The sequence below is a fragment of the Streptomyces sp. NPDC003036 genome (genome assembly GCF_040611175.1).
Taxonomy (GTDB): Bacteria; Actinomycetota; Actinomycetes; order Streptomycetales; family Streptomycetaceae; genus Streptomyces.
In genome coordinates this window covers 157,845-172,801 of sequence record NZ_JBEXNO010000002.1, presented here as the reverse complement: position 1 = coordinate 172,801, position 14,957 = coordinate 157,845, and the positions used below count along the sequence as shown (strand labels likewise).

Below are 14,957 nucleotides of genomic sequence, written 5' to 3'. Positions count from 1 at the left end.
GGCATGATCGCGCCCGGTGTCCCGCGTGCCGCCCAACCCGCCCGGCCAAGCCGAACCACTGCCCCAGGAGGGTGATCATGACCCAGTCGATCGCGGAACAGAGCATCGAGCAGCTCGGCGGCAACGCCAGCATCCTGGCCAGACAGCGCCGGGACCACGCCGAGCTCGACCGCTTGATGGCGTTGTACGAGTCGGGCCACGGGTCACGGGAGGAGCGGCAGCGAACCCTCAAGGACATCGTGCGGCTCACCTTCAGTCACGCCTTCGCCGAAGAGACCGTCCTGTGGCCCGCACTTCGCCGTCTCGCAACCGATGGGGAGGAGCTGACCTCGAGGGTCGAGAACGAGCACCAGCAGATCAACGACCTGGTCACGGAGATGGAGAGGATCGGGCCGGACGATCCACGTCACGACGAGCTCGCTGCCGAGGCATTCGCCCTGATCCGTCAGGACATCCGCGACGAGGAGGATCTGCTGCTGCCCCGGCTGCAGGACTGCCTCGACACGACGCGCCTCCGCGGGCTCGGCTCGGCATGGGAAACCGTGCGCCGCACCGCACCCACGCGTCCCCACCCCGTGGTGCCCCGGAGGCCACCGGTCAACGCCGTCCTCGGCGTACCCCTGAGCGCCTTCGACCGGACACGAGATCTCCTCCCGGCCGGCAGTCGAATGCTGCGCGGCTGGCCACTCGCCCTGGCGGGGGCCTGCCTGGGCGTCGTCAGGCTGATCACGAAGGGCCTCCGGGGACGCCACTGACCGAGCGGGGTCGGAGGTGCGGTTTCCGCAGCGCACCGAGGGCTACTCGATCCGCACGGATCCGCCACCGAATGGCATCCCAGGAAGTGAGTGGATCGGCATGATCCGCAAGGAAATGTCGAAGTCCCACGCGTCCATGACACCGGATGTCCAGCAGGTACTGCGGTAAGGCCAATCCGATCAGCTGATCAGTGGTCTCATGGCTCTGACGGCCGGTGGCCGAAACGCTGCACGCAGCGCGCGGTCAGCAGGCCAAGACCTTCGGCATCGAAGAGTTCTACCGCCGGATCGCCGAGAGAACGGTCCAGCGTCCGCACACGCCTCAAAGCCATGCACGTGCCGTGCCGGCCACCGTCGCCGAGGCCGAATCCACGGCAGGTCAAGAAGATCCTCCTCTTGGGTCGCATCTCGTGCGTCCCCCTGGCCTCAGCGCTCTCGGTCTCCTGCCGGTTCGAAGCAGTGCCGGGTGCGTCTCACCCATCGGCGCGTCGCTGCTTTGGACTGTCAGCCCATGAGTGCTGGGACGATCTCGGAGCCGTAGGCGTCGATCGTTACTTCCTTCGCGTCGTGCATGGCGTAGACGGCGAACTGGTCGACGCCCAGGGCCCGGAGCTCCTTCAGTTTCGCGATGTGGGCGGCCGGTGGGCCGAGCAGGCAGAAGCGGTCGAGATCTCGTCCGGGACGAAGTCCGTGGACGGGTTTCCGGCGCGGCCGTGGTGGCTGTAGTCGCAGCCCTGGCGCTGCTTGATGTACGAGGTGAGGGCCTCGGGGACCATGGACGAGTGCTCGCCGTGCCGGCCGACCAGGTCGGCGAACCGCTTTACGCACGATCAGCGGGCACGCTACCTGCTCACCCGCCCACCCGGTGGCCGAATGACACTTCTCCCCTGCTCCGACCCAGCGGCCGTCCGGCCGCTCTCGCTGGATGCGAAATGGAGACATCTCCGAAAGCTGGAGAAGCCGCGCAGCCAACGGCGTCGGCCAGCCGTGCCGCCGTCGGCAAGATCAACCGGACAGTGCCTAGACACGCGACGACGTTGCCAACCAGCGCGCAGCCCCAGCGATCCCTGCCATCGGCCATCGGCCATCTACAGGTGAATTGGTGAGTCTGCGGCAGCTGGCAAGCCAGGTCATGGCCCGGCGCCACGCTCGTAGCTGAGCGGAGCGGCGCGCTCGAACTACCGCCGCTGCAGTTCAGGAGTCACCGTCAACGCCCGTGCACAGATCACTGGAGTACGCCGCTGCGCCTGCCCTCGTCGAACAGAGCCTGCACTAGGGCGGACTTCGCTCCCGGCGCCACGAACCAAAGGGGCGTGGCGGAGCGGCTTCTGAAGATTTCGATGCGGTGGCAGGCCATGACGAGACTCGCTACTGTCCTGTGCCGCACTCCGGTCACCTCGTTCCACGCCACGGAGTCGCGTATCTGGCCGAACAGGTTGGTGACGGCCACGCCGTCCGAGCACAGGTAACACCTGTTCACACCAAGCCGGGCGGTCAGCCAGCGCCATCCGAACTTCAGGGCGTACACCGCGGCCACCACGGCTGTCGCGACAGCGGCATTGCCGTCGACCGCGGACGGGTTGACGACACTGGTGACGAGCAGGGCGATCCAGAGGATCAGCAACATCCCCCGCAGCACCTGCAGCGTGGTGCCCAGCGCAGGGTTGATGATGGCGTAATCGCCGCGGACTTCACCGAGCCCCAGACCAGCCAATCTGTTTCGCACTGACGCCCCCCTCGGTCGAAGCCGGATCCGCGCGCGTAACATGCGCGCGGCAAGGCATGGCCTACCCGCGCCCAGGGTGCCCGAACAGGGTTGCCACGGCGAGTTTCCAGCCCCGCGGATCCACCAAGTGGCCTTTCTAATTCACCAGTTGGGCCTTGCCAGCGTACGCCGTAAGGCCGCCGACCGGAGGGCGTTTCCCGCGAGACGTCAGCCCGAGGACATCACTCCCCGCAACGGTCAGCAAGTGACGCCCAACAAGCCGTCGTATCTGATGAGTCGGCGGTAGTAGATAAGGGTGCAGGCGATGCCTGACGAAGGCGAGGAAGTGGCTGGCTTTGCGCTTGTAGCTGCGGTGCAGGCACCGGCATCCGGTGAGCCAGGCCATGGTGCATTCGATGGTCCAGCGGTGCCGGCCCAGTCGTTGGCTGGAGTCCGTACCCTTGCGTGCGATCCAGGGCGTGATGCCACAGCCGCGTAACCATCGTCGCAGGTGGTCGTAGTCCTAGCCCTTGTCACCATGGAGCTTGCCCGGGCGGCTCCGCCGTCCCCGTCCCTGTCGCAGGTGACTCCCGAGGTGGTCTACCGACCCGCTACGCCAACGGCACTCCGGTGGCGCGTACAACGGCGGTCCGATGGACCACGCGCCTTGGTGGCGTACGAGGAGAGGCTCGCCGCCCGGCCGCATCATCGCGGTGCTCCGGGACGCGGTCAGTCGGGCTGCGGACGCGTCGCGCGATGTTCGCGCCAGCGGTCCAGCATCTGGTGCATTTCCTTCTGGAGGAACTCGAAGAACTCCGCCGTCTCCGCCACCCGCGCCCCCGCCGCCGAGTCCCGGCCCAGGCTCTCGGCGCCCTCACGCAAGATCGTCTCCCAGCGGGTGAGGATCTGATCGCGACGGGTAAAGGTCTCGTACCAGAGCTCGTTGTGCAGCACGTACCGATCCCGCCGCGAGCCGGGCTCCCGCTCTCGGCTGACCATGCCGACCTGATTGAGGTAGCGGATGGCGCCGGACACGGCGGCCGGACTGATCCGCAGCTGCTCGGAGAGTTCGGCGGAGGTCCGTGCACCGCTGTCGGAGGCGAGGAGCGCGGCGAAGACGCGGGACGCCATGCGCTGCATTCCGGCCTCGGTCAGCTCGGCCGCGAAGCGCTCCACGAAGCGGCTCACCTGTTCCTCGTTGCCCATGGGCTCATCGTCTCCTGTCGTCCGGTACGTCCCCCGACTTTATACGCTTCCTTAACTTCACAAATTTGTGAAACTCGCGTACGTTCGGAAACATGACGAACGCCATCTCCGTGTCCGGACTGCACAAGTCATTCGGGCGGACACACGCGCTGGACGGCCTCGACCTGACCGTCGCGACCGGCGAGGTCCACGGCTTCCTCGGCCCCAACGGCGCCGGGAAGTCCACCACCATCCGTGTTCTGCTCGGCCTGCTGCGCGCCGACTCCGGCGCCGCTCGGCTGCTGGGACGCGACCCCTGGTACGACGCCGTTGAGCTGCACCGGTGCGTGGCGTACGTCCCCGGCGACGTCACGCTGTGGCGCAACCTCTCCGGCGGCGAGGTCATCGACCTCTACGGCAGGCTCCGCGGCGGCCTCGACCCCGTCCGCCGCGAGGAACTCATCGAGCGGTTCGAACTGGACCCCACCAAGAAGGGCCGTACGTACTCCAAAGGCAACCGCCAGAAGGTCGCCCTCGTCGCGGCCTTCGCCTCGGACGTCGACGCGCTGATCCTCGACGAGCCGACGAGCGGCCTCGACCCGCTCATGGAGGCGGTCTTCCAGAGGTGCGTCGCCGAGGAGCGCGAGCGCGGCCGGACCATCCTGCTCTCCTCGCACATCCTGAGCGAGGTGGAGAGCCTCTGCGACCGGGTCAGCATCATCCGCAAGGGGCGGACCGTGGAGACCGGCTCACTCGCCGAGCTGCGCCACCTAACCCGTACGAGCGTCACCGCCGAGCTCTTCGGCCCTCCCAACGGGCTCGCGCACCTCCCGGGCGTCCATGACCTCGACGTACAAGGCAACCGCGTTCGCCTCCAGGTCGACACCGACCACCTGAACGCGGTGCTGACATCCCTCACCGACTCCGGGGTCCGGTCGCTGACCAGCACCCCGCCCACCCTGGAGGAGCTGTTCCTCCGCCACTACGCCGTCGCCGAGGAGGCCGGGCGATGAGCGCGCTGACCGGCACAGGCTCCCTTGCGCGGCTGGCGCTGCGCCGCGACCGGCTGATGCTGCCCCTGTGGGCGGTGGTCGTCGGTGGCATGGTCGCCAGCGGGGCCGGCTCGATCGGGGCGCTCTACGACACACCCGCCGCACGGGCGCGGGTCGCCGCGTCGATGAACGCGAACAGCTCGATCCGGTCCTTGTACGGGCCGGTGTTCGGCGACTCGACGGGCGCGCTGGTGGCGTGGCGGTTCGGGGTCTTCGCGGCGGTGCTGGCGGCCGTGATGAGCCTGATCATCGTCGTACGGCACACGCGGGAGGAAGAGGAGACAGGGCGTCAGGAGATGCTGTCGGCGGGCCGGGTGGGCCGCCGGGCGCCGCTGACCGCCGCGTTGTTGACCGCGCTGACCGCCAACACCGCCGTCGCACTCGTCATCACCGCCGGGCTGGCCGGCGAGGGCGCGGCCGGAGCGCTCGCCCTCGGTCTCGCGGTCGGTGGCACCGGCATGGTGTTCGCCACCATGGCGGCGATCGTCGCCCAGCTCACCGAGAGCGCGCGGCTCGCGAAGGGCCTGACGGCGGCGGTGCTGGGCGCGGCCTTCCTGCTGCGGGCGGCGGGCGATGCGGGTGGCGCGTCCGCTCTGACCTGGCTCTCCCCCGTCGGCTGGGCCGGGAATGTCCGCGCCTTCGCCTCCGAACGCTGGTGGGTGCTCGTGCTCATGGTGGCTGCGGTCGCCGCCCAGACGGCCGTGGCGTACGGGCTCGCCGGGCGGCGCGACGTCGGCATGAGCTTCCTGCCCGCCCGGCCCGGCCCCGCTTCCGGACGCCTCGCCACCGCCGGTGCCCTCGCGTGGCGGCTCCAGCGGGGCGGCCTCCTCGGCTGGACGCTGGGCTTCCTGGCCGCGGGGCTGGTCTTCGGCGGCATGGTCGAGGGCGCGAGCGACCTCGTCGGCGACAACGCGCAGGCCCGGCAGATCTTCGAGCGCATGGGCGGGCAGTCCGGCCTGGAGAACGCCTTCCTCGCCGCGATGACCGACCTCTTCGGGATGGTGGCGACGCTGTACGTCGTCGGCTCGGTGCTGCGGCTGCACGGCGAAGAGACCTCCGGGCGCGCCGAGCCGATCCTCGCGAACGCCGTGAGTCGCCTGCGCTGGGCGGCGGGCCACCTGCTCGTCGCCTTCGGCGGCGCGGTGCTGCTCATGGTCGCGGCGGCGACCGGGCTGACCCTCTCCTACGGTCGGGACGCCGGGCCCGTCCTGGGAGCCGCGCTCGCGCAGCTCCCGGCGGTGTGGGCCCTCGGGGGCGTGGCGGTGCTGCTGTACGGCGCCCTGCCGAAGGCAACCCCGACGGCGTGGGCGGCCGCCGGGCTGTGCCTGGCGCTGGGCTGGATCGGCCCGGCGCTGGACCTGCCGCAACCCGTCCTGAACGTCTCGCCGTTCGGTCACCTCCCGAAGCTTCCCGGCGCGGCCGTGTCCTGGCCGCCGCTGCTGATCCTCGGAGCGCTGACGGGCACGTTGGTGGCCGCGGGGCTGACCGGCCTGCGGCGACGGGACCTGGTGACCTGAACCACGGCCGTGTCACCGTTCCGCGCGCGGCTCCGGCAGGCAGAAGTCTTCTGCCCGATCGAGCCAAACCGTGTCCACACCGCGTGGTCGATGCGCTGGAGCCGCGAGCGCAGGCCACATGGCCGCGTCCGTGCGCGCCCCACGGCATGGGACACCACCGCGCCGGCCGGTCTGAAGCGCCCGCCTGCGCCTTGCCCTTGTTATCGGCTGCTGCCTACGTGATCGACCGGAGGACACCTCTAGGCACAGTCGTACTGCTTGGCCAGGTTGCCGACGCTCTCAAGGAGGATCGTGCGGGAGGAGGCGATCAGCGAGGTGGTGTTCCAGTCCTCCTCGACGAGGACGGCCGGTGAGATTTTGAGGGTCAGGGTGACGTACCGGGCGGTCGTTCCCATCTCCTTACCGCAGGCGGCCGGGAGCTGCACCTCGCTCTGCCGCGGGCCCACCCAGCCCGAGCGCCCGCCCCCGATCGGGGTGGTGTCCTTCGTCGCGGCGTTGCGCGCGTCCGCGGGCCGTACGTCCAGGGTGTACTGGATCCGGGTCGTCGCAGCGCCGGCGTTCTGACGGCCGACGAAGCAGATCGTGGAGAAGACCGGGTCTGCAGGCTTGTTGGCTTCGGCCCCCGATGCGCCACCAGTATCCTCGTCGACGACGACACGGCCGCCCTTGCCATCGTGGAGCAGACCGGCCGTCGCCTCGCTGAGCATGCCCAGGCACAGGTTGCGCGCGCGGAGCTCCTTGCGCTCCGTCGGCCAGAGGTTGACCGCGGTGATGACGGCCGCCGCGACGACGACCGCCACGGCCAGCAGCAGGTACTTCTTGTTCATCAGTACCGCTCGCCCATTTTCATGTCGGCGTCCTTGATGCCGTTCTGGTACCACTGCTCGGCAGTCGGCTGGAGGCCGTCCTCGTACTCCCCCGGGCTCAGGTCCAGCTCGCTTTCCTTGAGACCCTTCTCCATCGCCATCCTGCGCATCATGGCGTACATCTGGTTCTCGCCGTTTTCGTAGTGGTTGACCATGTTGTTGCGGGTCTCCGCGTCAACCTTGGCGTTGAGTTCGTTCATGTACGTGGCCGTACCGACGTCCACCGAGCGCTGGATCGCGTCGCCGGCGATGGGGATGGCCGTCAAGGGGGCGCCAATGATGTGGTAGTTCATCATCTTGTTCCAGCCGTTGGCGTCCTTCTGCGCCTGGCCGAGGTCGTAGATGACGTCGCCGCGCACGCCGTCGAGGTGGCCCAGTACCGACGCCGACTGCTTGACCCAGGCACGAAGCTCAGGGTCCTCCTTGCGGAACGAGTCGTCCGGAAACCGGTTCAGCCCGTCGGCGATGACCACGCTCTGTGAATGGTGGATGACACCGAACGCCCTGGGGTCCTCTGCGACGCCGCGAATGACGCGGGTGAGGTCGCCCCGGTCGATGTTGAGGTTGTTGAAGTCGGTGCGCCCGTCCATGTTCTTGCCGAGGATCTGGTGCACGTCCGAGGCGTAGTCCCCGATCATGTTGCCCATGCTCGTCCGCATGGACAAGGGCACGGCGCTCTGGTTCTTCTGTGCCTCGTCGCCGCTGTACTCCTTGACGATCCGCTCGAAGATCGCGGTCTGCGCGCCGTCGTGGTGGGCGGGGACGGGGTGCAGCGGGCTGCCCGGTTCGCGGCCGGTGGCCGCGGCCTCCAGCGCGGCGCCGAACTCCGTGCGGGCCGAGGTCTGCTTCAGCTCGTCGGGCATCTTGTCCTCGACGGCACCACCCGGCCAGTCGCGGTCCTCCAGGAAGTACGTGAGGTTGTCCGTGGTGTTCGGGTCGAAGTAGTGGGTGGCCGCGGAGGGGTTGCGGCCCATGGCGTTCATCAGACCCTTCATCGGGTCCTCCTGCGTGCCCTGCCAGTTCTTCATGACGCCGTCGTAGGCGTCCTCGTTGTTCGTCTCCCACTCGCGGATGGTGTCGCCGACCTCGGTCAGGAAGGCTTCGCTGTAGCGCGGGTCGTCCTTGTCCTTGTCGTACGCGGACGACTTCTTGTCGTTCGCGTCGTACGCCTTGTCTCCGACGTCCGCGGCCATCAGGTCCGTGAGATTCTTCAGGCTTGCGGCGCCGCCCCCGATGTACCCGGGGTGGCGGTTGGGAAGGCCGTTGCCGTCGCGGGCCGTGGTGATGAGCTTGTCGGTCCAGGCCGAGGTGACGCCGCCAGGAGAGCCGATCGAGGAGTCGGGTCCGGTGGCGGTGGCGAGGGAGCCGGAGAGGGCCTTGTAGAGGCGGGCGTCGGCACTGGAGACTTGGCCGTCGCGGCCGCCGGCCTCCAGGCTGCCCGCGAGCAGGAGCACCGCCTCCTGCTGGTCGCGGCCGCGGTAGCTGAGGTTCGTCATCAGCTGCTCGGCGAAGGCGGGCGAGTCCTTGCCGCCCTCGGCGAGCCGCAGCAGCCGCTCGCGCTCCTCGTCGTCGAGGTGGTCCCAGCGGGCATAGAGCTTGGCGGCCTCACGGCCGTTCGCGGCCTGCTGCTGCTCCTCCGCGCGCATCCGCTTGGCGTCGGCGACGCCGCCGAGGTCGGTGCTGCCGAAGTCGTTGGGGTGGTTCTTGATCAGGGCACGCAGTCCCCAGGCGCACATCTCGTCCGCTTCGGCGGCCCGCTTGAGGATGCCCTCCAGCTTCTGGCGCAGGGCGTCGAACTGCGCCTCAGTGGCCACAGGCTCGGTGCTGTCCTTCGCCCGGCGATCGGGGTGGACGCGGTGACTGATCACCCCGTCGGGGTGGATCGTGATACCCGGCGGCGGGTTCTCGTACACCGCCTTGAGGTCGTCCTGTGCGGTCTTGAACAGGGTGTGGGCGTCCTTGAGGAGGTCGCGTACGGACTCGGCCTCGGTGACGGCGTCGTCGAACTCCTTGGCCGTCTTGGTGACGAACTCCTTGGTGACGGTGGCGTTCTCGCCCTTCCAGGTGGACTTGTCGGCCTTCGACTTCATGGCCTTGGCGTCGGTCTGGAGCTGCGTCAGCTTGGTGATCATCTCGGTCCACTGGGTGACCGCGGTGCCGAGAGGCGTGAGCTTCGCGTTGAGGAGCTGCTCGAACGTGGGCATGTCGGTGCTGCTCCTTACCGGAAGTACTTGCTGATCTGCGAGGCGGGCACGGCACCGTCATCACCCGGCACCACCGGCCCGACGATGCGCATCTGGGCGCCGATCCACTCATCGTCCGCCTTGCGGGACGCCCTGGTGTAATCCAGGTGGTTGGAGATGTGCGCGCACGCCTGCAGCAGGCTCTTCACCTGGGTCTCCCAGGTGGTGTTCACCTCGCTCAGCTCAGCGCCGCACCCGTGACGAACCCGTCACCCTTCAGGCTGGATCCCGCCGTCTCGCTGGCCGCCCGCGCGTGCTTCCCGCCCGACTCCAGGCCGTTGAAGAGCCCGTGGGCCGCATGGCCGATGGCACCCAGTTCGTCATCGTGAACCACATAATCTGCGGATCCCGGCTTGGCCGACCCGCCCGGCGCCCCGTTCAGGCGCATGACAGCCGCCGCCTTCGCCTGGGCCCACTCGTCGTCGAAAGACATCTACGACTCCCCCGTTGCATTGCTCGTACATGACAGCTTTGCGCTCGCCACGCTACACAGACGAGCAGGGAATGACCACGCTCGATCTTTGGTGTGGGTGAGTCGCCGAGGGATTGGCGCTGATCACTGTGGGTTCCGCCAAGTCCCCTCAGATCTCGGGCTCTTCGCATCCGTGGTCTTCCACGGACACGTCGAGATGTACCTCCCGGGAGACGGCGTCGGTCTTGGGTCCCGGTATCTCCGTAATCGTCATGCAGTGGATGCCTTCGGTGTCGTCCGAGCCGATCTCGTACAGGTGCGTTTTATCGCCCACCTCGGACACCCGGGCCCCGAAACGCGGCCCCACACCGGTCTTCCTGATCGCGTCGTCGATGAGTGAGCTGTAGTCGCTGTGCCCGGTCCAGTCGTACTTCCGCTGCGGGGATCCGTCCAGTGTCCCGGCCGCCCGGTGGACGGCGTCGCGCAGCTCGTCCTCGCTCCATTGGGAGGAGGCCCTCAGGGAGTACATCGCGCCGGCGGCGAAGAGCAGCGAGAGCACGATGAGCGCGACGCCGACCGGGTTGCGCGGGTTGTAGACGTAGCGATTGGTTCCCCACTTGGAGCGGACGAAGACCGGCTCGTGATCGTTTTCGGTGCTCATGGCCAGATCCTCCCGTGGGGTCATGCGTCCGGGCTGTCGCGCCCTTCGCCGGCGCTCAGGATGCCGCGCAGTCCGACGCGAGCGAGCATCTTGGCCACTTGCGGGGATGCGTTGGTCACTTTCAGGTGCGTGCCGCGCGAGCGGGCCGCTCTCAGGCCGGCGAGGAACGCGCCCGCCCCGTCGGCACTCAGGTGCTCGACGCCCGAGAGATCGATCCGCAGTGTCGTCGGAGAGGCGTGGAGTGCGTCCAGCAGGGTGCGGATCGCGCGTCCGACGTTCCGTGCGTCGATCTGGCCGCGCAGCGTGACGACGACGGCGTCCGGCGCGGAGGGTGTTCCGCGGAGAAGCCTGGTCATCGACGCGACCTTCGCGGAGGTGGCGAGTGCGGCATCGGGCGGCTCCAGGGCAGGGGTGACCGTCTTGCCGACCAGGCTTCCCGGCACACCTGTCCGCAGCCTATGGGTCATCGGCAGGGATCGCCTTCCGGGCGGGCCGCATGTCGGCCGCGCGGGCGCTTCAGCCACTGGCGTGGATGCGTAGCGCGCGTGATGGCGGTGACCCGGTCGGTCGGCAGGCTGTGCGTGGAGACCGCCCGGCCAAGGAGGCCTCACCTCCGCCGCCCAGAGCTTGGGCGCCATGGCCTCGCCCTGCGGGCCCTCCGCCGACCGCATCGTGGCGCGGGCGTCCCTGTCGGCGGCCTCGTGGCGGGCCTCTGCCGCCGTCAGCTCCTCCGACGCGCGGTGGACCGCGGCCCGCTCGGCGGCCTCCACGGCCTTGCTGGGAAACACCTCAGCCAGCGGGCGTACCAGCCCCCGGGTCACACGCCACGATCCAAAGAGTGAGGCCAACAGCAGGGTGGCGCCCAGCATGTGCACCAGAGCCTCGGGCCATCCTGTACGGGCGAGAAGGATCGAAGCGGTCACGGAGAGGAACCACGACGAAGCGATCAGCAGGGACGCCGTCACCGAGACGGGGGCTCCACCGAGGCCGAACTCGTCGGTATTCACATCCGTGCCGAAGGTATCGCGGTCGGCCATGCCCAGCGGGACCAGCAACCAGAAGCCGGTGACGACCACGAGGGACGCGGTGAACATCGCGCTGGGGAGCATGGCGATGACACACAGGAACTCGTCCATGACTCTCCCCTCTCCCGTGGCATGGATGTGTTGATTTCCGGTCTCCGGCATCCTTCTCGGGCGCCTGGCCGACAGGCTCGATGATGGAGGCGCGGCACGCTTGTTCGCATTGCCGCCGACCGGCAGTCTTGACGGGCTTTTGATGCCGGTAGCCGAACCTCGGTACCCACATGCGACCCTTGTCGTCCACGGCGTCAGAGAGGCGTCATCAGTGCGTCAAGACGGGGAGGGGCCATGGCGGAGCGCGGCACAGCCGAGGGATATATGGACGGGTACGCCCAGATCCTTGCCGACTCCTGCGCCACCGGCAGACGCCTGAACCGCGACGAGCTGGAAGCGCTCCGCACGCAAGGAGAGCGGGCCGCCGAGGCGGGCATCGGCCTGCGCCTCTTGGTGCGCGCCCACCTCTCCGCCGCCCAGGACGTACGCGCGCGGCTGCGCGGCACGGCCGCCGACCACCTGCTCGCAGCGGTGGAGCAGGCCGTGGACGCCTTCGCCGAAGGACACGAGCGGGCGCAGCGGCTCGCGATCCGCCAAGAGGAGGCGGCGCGTCGCGAGTTCATCGACGACCTGCTTCACGGCCGCAGCAGCGACCTCGGCCGCCTCGCCGAACGAGCCGAGCGGTTCGGGCTGTTGCTGTCCCACGCCCACGCGGTCGCCGTGGCTCAGGGCCCGGAGCCGTACGACGACGGCTACGCGGTCACACGCGGTATCGAGGCGTTCCTCGGAGCCCGCTTCGGGAACCGCCGGATCCTGCTGACCACGAAGAACGGCCGCCTCATCTGCGTCGCGCCCGGCGACCAGGCCGACGTACTGGCCTTCTTCGCCAAGCAGGCGTACGCAGCGACCGACGGCGGCCGCGTCGCCATCGGGCGCCCCCACCCCGGCGTCGGCGGAGTCGTCCACTCCTACGAAGAGGCGCTCAATGCCCTTGATCTGGCCGAGCGCATGCAGTTGGAGGACCCGGTGCTGCACGCCGCCGACCTCCTCGTGTACCCCGTCCTCACCCGCGACCGCCAGGCCATGGCCGACCTCGTACGCACGGTCCTCGGCCCGCTGCAGCAGGCCCGCGGCGGCCCGCAGCCGCTCCTCGACACCCTCACCGCGTACTTCGACACCGGCTGCGTGGCCGCCGAGGCCGCCCGGCGCCTCTCCCTGAGCGTCCGGGCGATGACGTACCGGCTGGAGCGCATCCACAAGCTGACCGGTTCGGATCCCGCGGACCCCGTCCACCGCTACACGCTCCAGACCGCTGTCATCGGCGCCCGCCTGCTGGACTGGCCGAACCAGGAGCTCTGAGGGCAAGCGGGTAGCGGGCTTCCTGCGGGCTGATCGACTCATTCCCGCTGCCGGCCCGCGAGGTGCGTTGCTCCGAGCCAGAGCATCGACGAGGAGAGATGAAGAAGCGCGACAGCAGCACCCTCTCGCTGTACGGCTGCGGGCTTGTTCACCCGATCAATCCGAGAGCGGGCCGCTGCCCCGCCGGTGACCACCCTTGCGCTGGCTCACCATCATCACGATAAGGCCGGCCAGCAGAAGCGCGCTGCCCGTCAGGGTTCCCCACTGCCGGGTGCCGGGTGCGCTGATCAGCAGCCCGAAGAGCGCCTGACAGCAAAGGGCGAACGCGACTGTCAGCTGGCCCCAGCCGTACAGGCGAGGGCGGTGGACCGCTTTCCGGTTCGTGGGGAGCACCCAGCCGCGGGTCACTGCTGCGACACCGGAGGCGGCGATGAGCAGTGCCAGCAGAACAAGAGGTATGGCGAGGTAGAGCACCATGGCTCCTTCCCTGTGCGGCGGGCCTGTAGGCCACCGAGTCGTCCGCCAGCGACTTCCCTCTCGAGGAAGCCGGTGTCGAGTGGGGAACACCTTGGCGGCCCCTCGGACCACTTCGGCATCCCCACCCATGCACCAGCCAACGACCAGCAGCGGCTCGTCACCACGACCGCTCTTGCGGTTCCTAGTCGGTGATCTCGATCTTTCCGTTGGGTGATGCGGCTTGCTCGGGGGTCGGCGTCGTACCGCCGCCTCGGTTGGTGATGCCCTTGAGGAGCTGGGCGAGGTCAACACCTGTGGTGGAGCCGAGCAGTTCCAGGCCCTGGGCGACGTTGTCGGCGACCGCGCGGGGCAGCTTTCCCGCTCCGTCGGTGGAGATGACGGTCATCTTGTCGATGGCGCTCAGCGGTTCGGCCGCCTTGCCGACGACCTGCGGGAGCACCTCGACCAGCATCTGGAGCACGGCCGCGTCCCCGTACTGGGCGAAGGCGTCGGCCTTCTTCCGCATGGCCTCGGCCTCGGCCGCCCCCTTGGCGGCGATCGCGGCGGCCTCGGCCTCGCCCTCGATCCGTACGGCGTCGGCGAGCGCCGCCCGGTGCGCCTTCTCACCCTCACCGGTCAGCCGGGCGCGCTGCGCTTCCGCCTCGGCCTCCTTGACCTGGGCGATACGACGGGCCTCGGCCTCCTGCTCGGCCTGGTAGCGGGCGGCGTCGGCGGGCTTGCGGACCTTGGTGTCGAGCTCGCGGTCGGTGAGCGCGGCCTGCCGCTCGGCGACCTTCTCCTGCTGGCTGAGGATCTCCTGCTGCCGGTCCGCCTCGGCGAGCGGCCCGGCGGCCGCTGCCTTCGCCGCGGCCTCGTCCGTCTCGGCCTTGATCTCGGCCTGCTTGAGCGCGAACGTCCGCTGGGCGATCGCGATCTCCTCCTCGGCCTTCAGCCGGGCCTGCTCGGAGGCCCGGCGGGCGACCGCCTCGGCGATGTCGGCCTCCTGCTTGGCCCGCGCGGCCTCGGGCCGGCCGAGGTCTTCGAGGTAGGAGCCCTCGGTGGTGATGTCCTGGATCTGGAAGGCGTCCAGGACCAGGCCCTGCCCCGACAGGCTGGCCTCGGCCTCCTCGGCGACCTGCCCTGCGAACGCGGCCCGGTCGCGGATGATGTCCTCCACCGACATCCGGCCCACGATGGAGCGCAGCGCACCCGACAGCACTTCCTGGGTGAATCCGACGATGCCGTCCTGCTGCATGAGGAACCGCTGGGCGGCCGCTCGGATCGAGTCCTCACCGCCACCGACCTTGACGATGGCGACACCTTCGAGGTTGGCCTTCACCCCGCGCAGGGTGACGGCGCCGCGCACGGCGACGGGGATGTGCCGGGACGACAGGTCCAGGGTGAACTTCTGCTGGACGAAGGGCACGACGAAGACGCCGCCGCCGACCACGACCTTCTGGCCGCTGTTGTCGGTGAAGACGCGCCCCGTCTCCGGGTCGGTGGACTTCTTCCCCCGGCGGCCCGTGATGATGAACGCCTCGCTCGGACCGGCGACCTTGTATCGCGTGATCACGACGAGGGCGAGCAGTACGAGGAGTACGACGACTCCCACCACTGCGATGACGACTGGACTCATGGCGTATCCCTCCTGCCTTCCCGAGGAGGGCAGA

The 14,957-nt window shown here is 69.1% G+C and carries 14 protein-coding genes and 2 pseudogenes; 4 read left to right on the top strand and 12 right to left on the bottom strand.

Annotation, left to right across the window (positions count from 1 at the left end; genetic code table 11):
- Nucleotides 1–77 precede the first annotated feature (77 nt).
- The gene (locus ABZX67_RS02420) at nucleotides 78–755 is read left to right on the top strand and encodes a hemerythrin domain-containing protein (RefSeq protein ID WP_355353177.1); all 678 of its coding nucleotides are present in this window, start codon (nucleotides 78–80) and stop codon (nucleotides 753–755) included.
- Between the two features lie 504 nt (nucleotides 756–1,259).
- Here the strand turns inward: ABZX67_RS02420 and ABZX67_RS02415 are convergent.
- The 4 genes and pseudogenes from ABZX67_RS02415 to ABZX67_RS02400 all read right to left on the bottom strand — a co-directional run.
- Nucleotides 1,260–1,567, bottom strand: a pseudogene (locus tag ABZX67_RS02415) (TIGR03842 family LLM class F420-dependent oxidoreductase); the annotation flags it as partial.
- A gap of 413 nt (nucleotides 1,568–1,980) precedes the next feature.
- Nucleotides 1,981–2,481 carry a hypothetical protein gene (locus tag ABZX67_RS02410; protein WP_355353174.1) on the bottom strand — a complete coding sequence of 167 codons (501 nt, stop codon included), beginning with the start codon at nucleotides 2,479–2,481 and terminating at the stop codon, nucleotides 1,981–1,983.
- Between the two features lie 237 nt (nucleotides 2,482–2,718).
- Nucleotides 2,719–3,040: pseudogene (locus ABZX67_RS02405) on the bottom strand (transposase); the annotation flags it as partial.
- Nucleotides 3,041–3,189: 149 nt separating this feature from the next.
- Entirely contained in the window at nucleotides 3,190–3,666 is a 477-nt protein-coding gene (locus ABZX67_RS02400; protein ID WP_355353172.1) for a MarR family transcriptional regulator, read from the bottom strand.
- A 92-nt stretch (nucleotides 3,667–3,758) separates the two neighbouring features.
- Between ABZX67_RS02400 and ABZX67_RS02395 the strand changes: the two genes are divergently transcribed.
- Both ABZX67_RS02395 and ABZX67_RS02390 read left to right on the top strand, forming a co-directional pair.
- A complete protein-coding gene (locus ABZX67_RS02395; RefSeq protein WP_355353169.1) occupies nucleotides 3,759–4,658 on the top strand; it encodes an ABC transporter ATP-binding protein in 900 nt (299 codons plus the stop codon).
- Nucleotides 4,655–6,214: an ABC transporter permease gene (locus ABZX67_RS02390; RefSeq protein ID WP_355353167.1), complete on the top strand. Its 1,560-nt coding sequence runs from the start codon at nucleotides 4,655–4,657 to the stop codon at nucleotides 6,212–6,214. The genes ABZX67_RS02395 and ABZX67_RS02390 overlap by 4 nt, the downstream gene beginning before the upstream one ends.
- 239 nt (nucleotides 6,215–6,453) lie before the next feature.
- Here ABZX67_RS02390 and ABZX67_RS02385 read toward each other — a convergent pair whose 3' ends face one another.
- The 6 genes from ABZX67_RS02385 to ABZX67_RS02360 form a co-directional block, all read right to left on the bottom strand.
- The gene (locus tag ABZX67_RS02385) at nucleotides 6,454–7,041 is read right to left on the bottom strand and encodes a hypothetical protein (RefSeq protein ID WP_355353164.1); all 588 of its coding nucleotides are present in this window, start codon (nucleotides 7,039–7,041) and stop codon (nucleotides 6,454–6,456) included.
- Nucleotides 7,041–9,284, bottom strand: coding sequence for a DUF6571 family protein (locus ABZX67_RS02380; protein WP_355353162.1), 2,244 nt, complete (start codon nucleotides 9,282–9,284; stop codon nucleotides 7,041–7,043). The genes ABZX67_RS02385 and ABZX67_RS02380 overlap by 1 nt, the downstream gene beginning before the upstream one ends.
- A gap of 14 nt (nucleotides 9,285–9,298) precedes the next feature.
- Nucleotides 9,299–9,496: a hypothetical protein gene (locus ABZX67_RS02375; protein ID WP_355353159.1), complete on the bottom strand. Its 198-nt coding sequence runs from the start codon at nucleotides 9,494–9,496 to the stop codon at nucleotides 9,299–9,301.
- Between the two features lie 5 nt (nucleotides 9,497–9,501).
- Nucleotides 9,502–9,756 carry a hypothetical protein gene (locus tag ABZX67_RS02370; RefSeq protein ID WP_355353156.1) on the bottom strand — a complete coding sequence of 85 codons (255 nt, stop codon included), beginning with the start codon at nucleotides 9,754–9,756 and terminating at the stop codon, nucleotides 9,502–9,504.
- 148 nt (nucleotides 9,757–9,904) lie between these two features.
- Nucleotides 9,905–10,396, bottom strand: a complete 492-nt coding sequence (locus ABZX67_RS02365; RefSeq protein ID WP_355353153.1) for a hypothetical protein — start codon at nucleotides 10,394–10,396, stop codon at nucleotides 9,905–9,907.
- A gap of 20 nt (nucleotides 10,397–10,416) precedes the next feature.
- Nucleotides 10,417–11,532, bottom strand: a complete 1,116-nt coding sequence (locus ABZX67_RS02360; RefSeq protein WP_355353150.1) for an STAS domain-containing protein — start codon at nucleotides 11,530–11,532, stop codon at nucleotides 10,417–10,419.
- Between the two features lie 234 nt (nucleotides 11,533–11,766).
- Between ABZX67_RS02360 and ABZX67_RS02355 the strand changes: the two genes are divergently transcribed.
- Nucleotides 11,767–12,831 carry a helix-turn-helix domain-containing protein gene (locus ABZX67_RS02355; protein WP_355353147.1) on the top strand — a complete coding sequence of 355 codons (1,065 nt, stop codon included), beginning with the start codon at nucleotides 11,767–11,769 and terminating at the stop codon, nucleotides 12,829–12,831.
- A gap of 156 nt (nucleotides 12,832–12,987) precedes the next feature.
- Here ABZX67_RS02355 and ABZX67_RS02350 read toward each other — a convergent pair whose 3' ends face one another.
- Together ABZX67_RS02350 and ABZX67_RS02345 are read right to left on the bottom strand one after the other, a co-directional pair.
- Entirely contained in the window at nucleotides 12,988–13,308 is a 321-nt protein-coding gene (locus ABZX67_RS02350; RefSeq protein WP_355353144.1) for a hypothetical protein, read from the bottom strand.
- A gap of 181 nt (nucleotides 13,309–13,489) precedes the next feature.
- Nucleotides 13,490–14,923 carry an SPFH domain-containing protein gene (locus ABZX67_RS02345; RefSeq protein ID WP_355353141.1) on the bottom strand — a complete coding sequence of 478 codons (1,434 nt, stop codon included), beginning with the start codon at nucleotides 14,921–14,923 and terminating at the stop codon, nucleotides 13,490–13,492.
- Nucleotides 14,924–14,957: the final 34 nt, after the last annotated feature.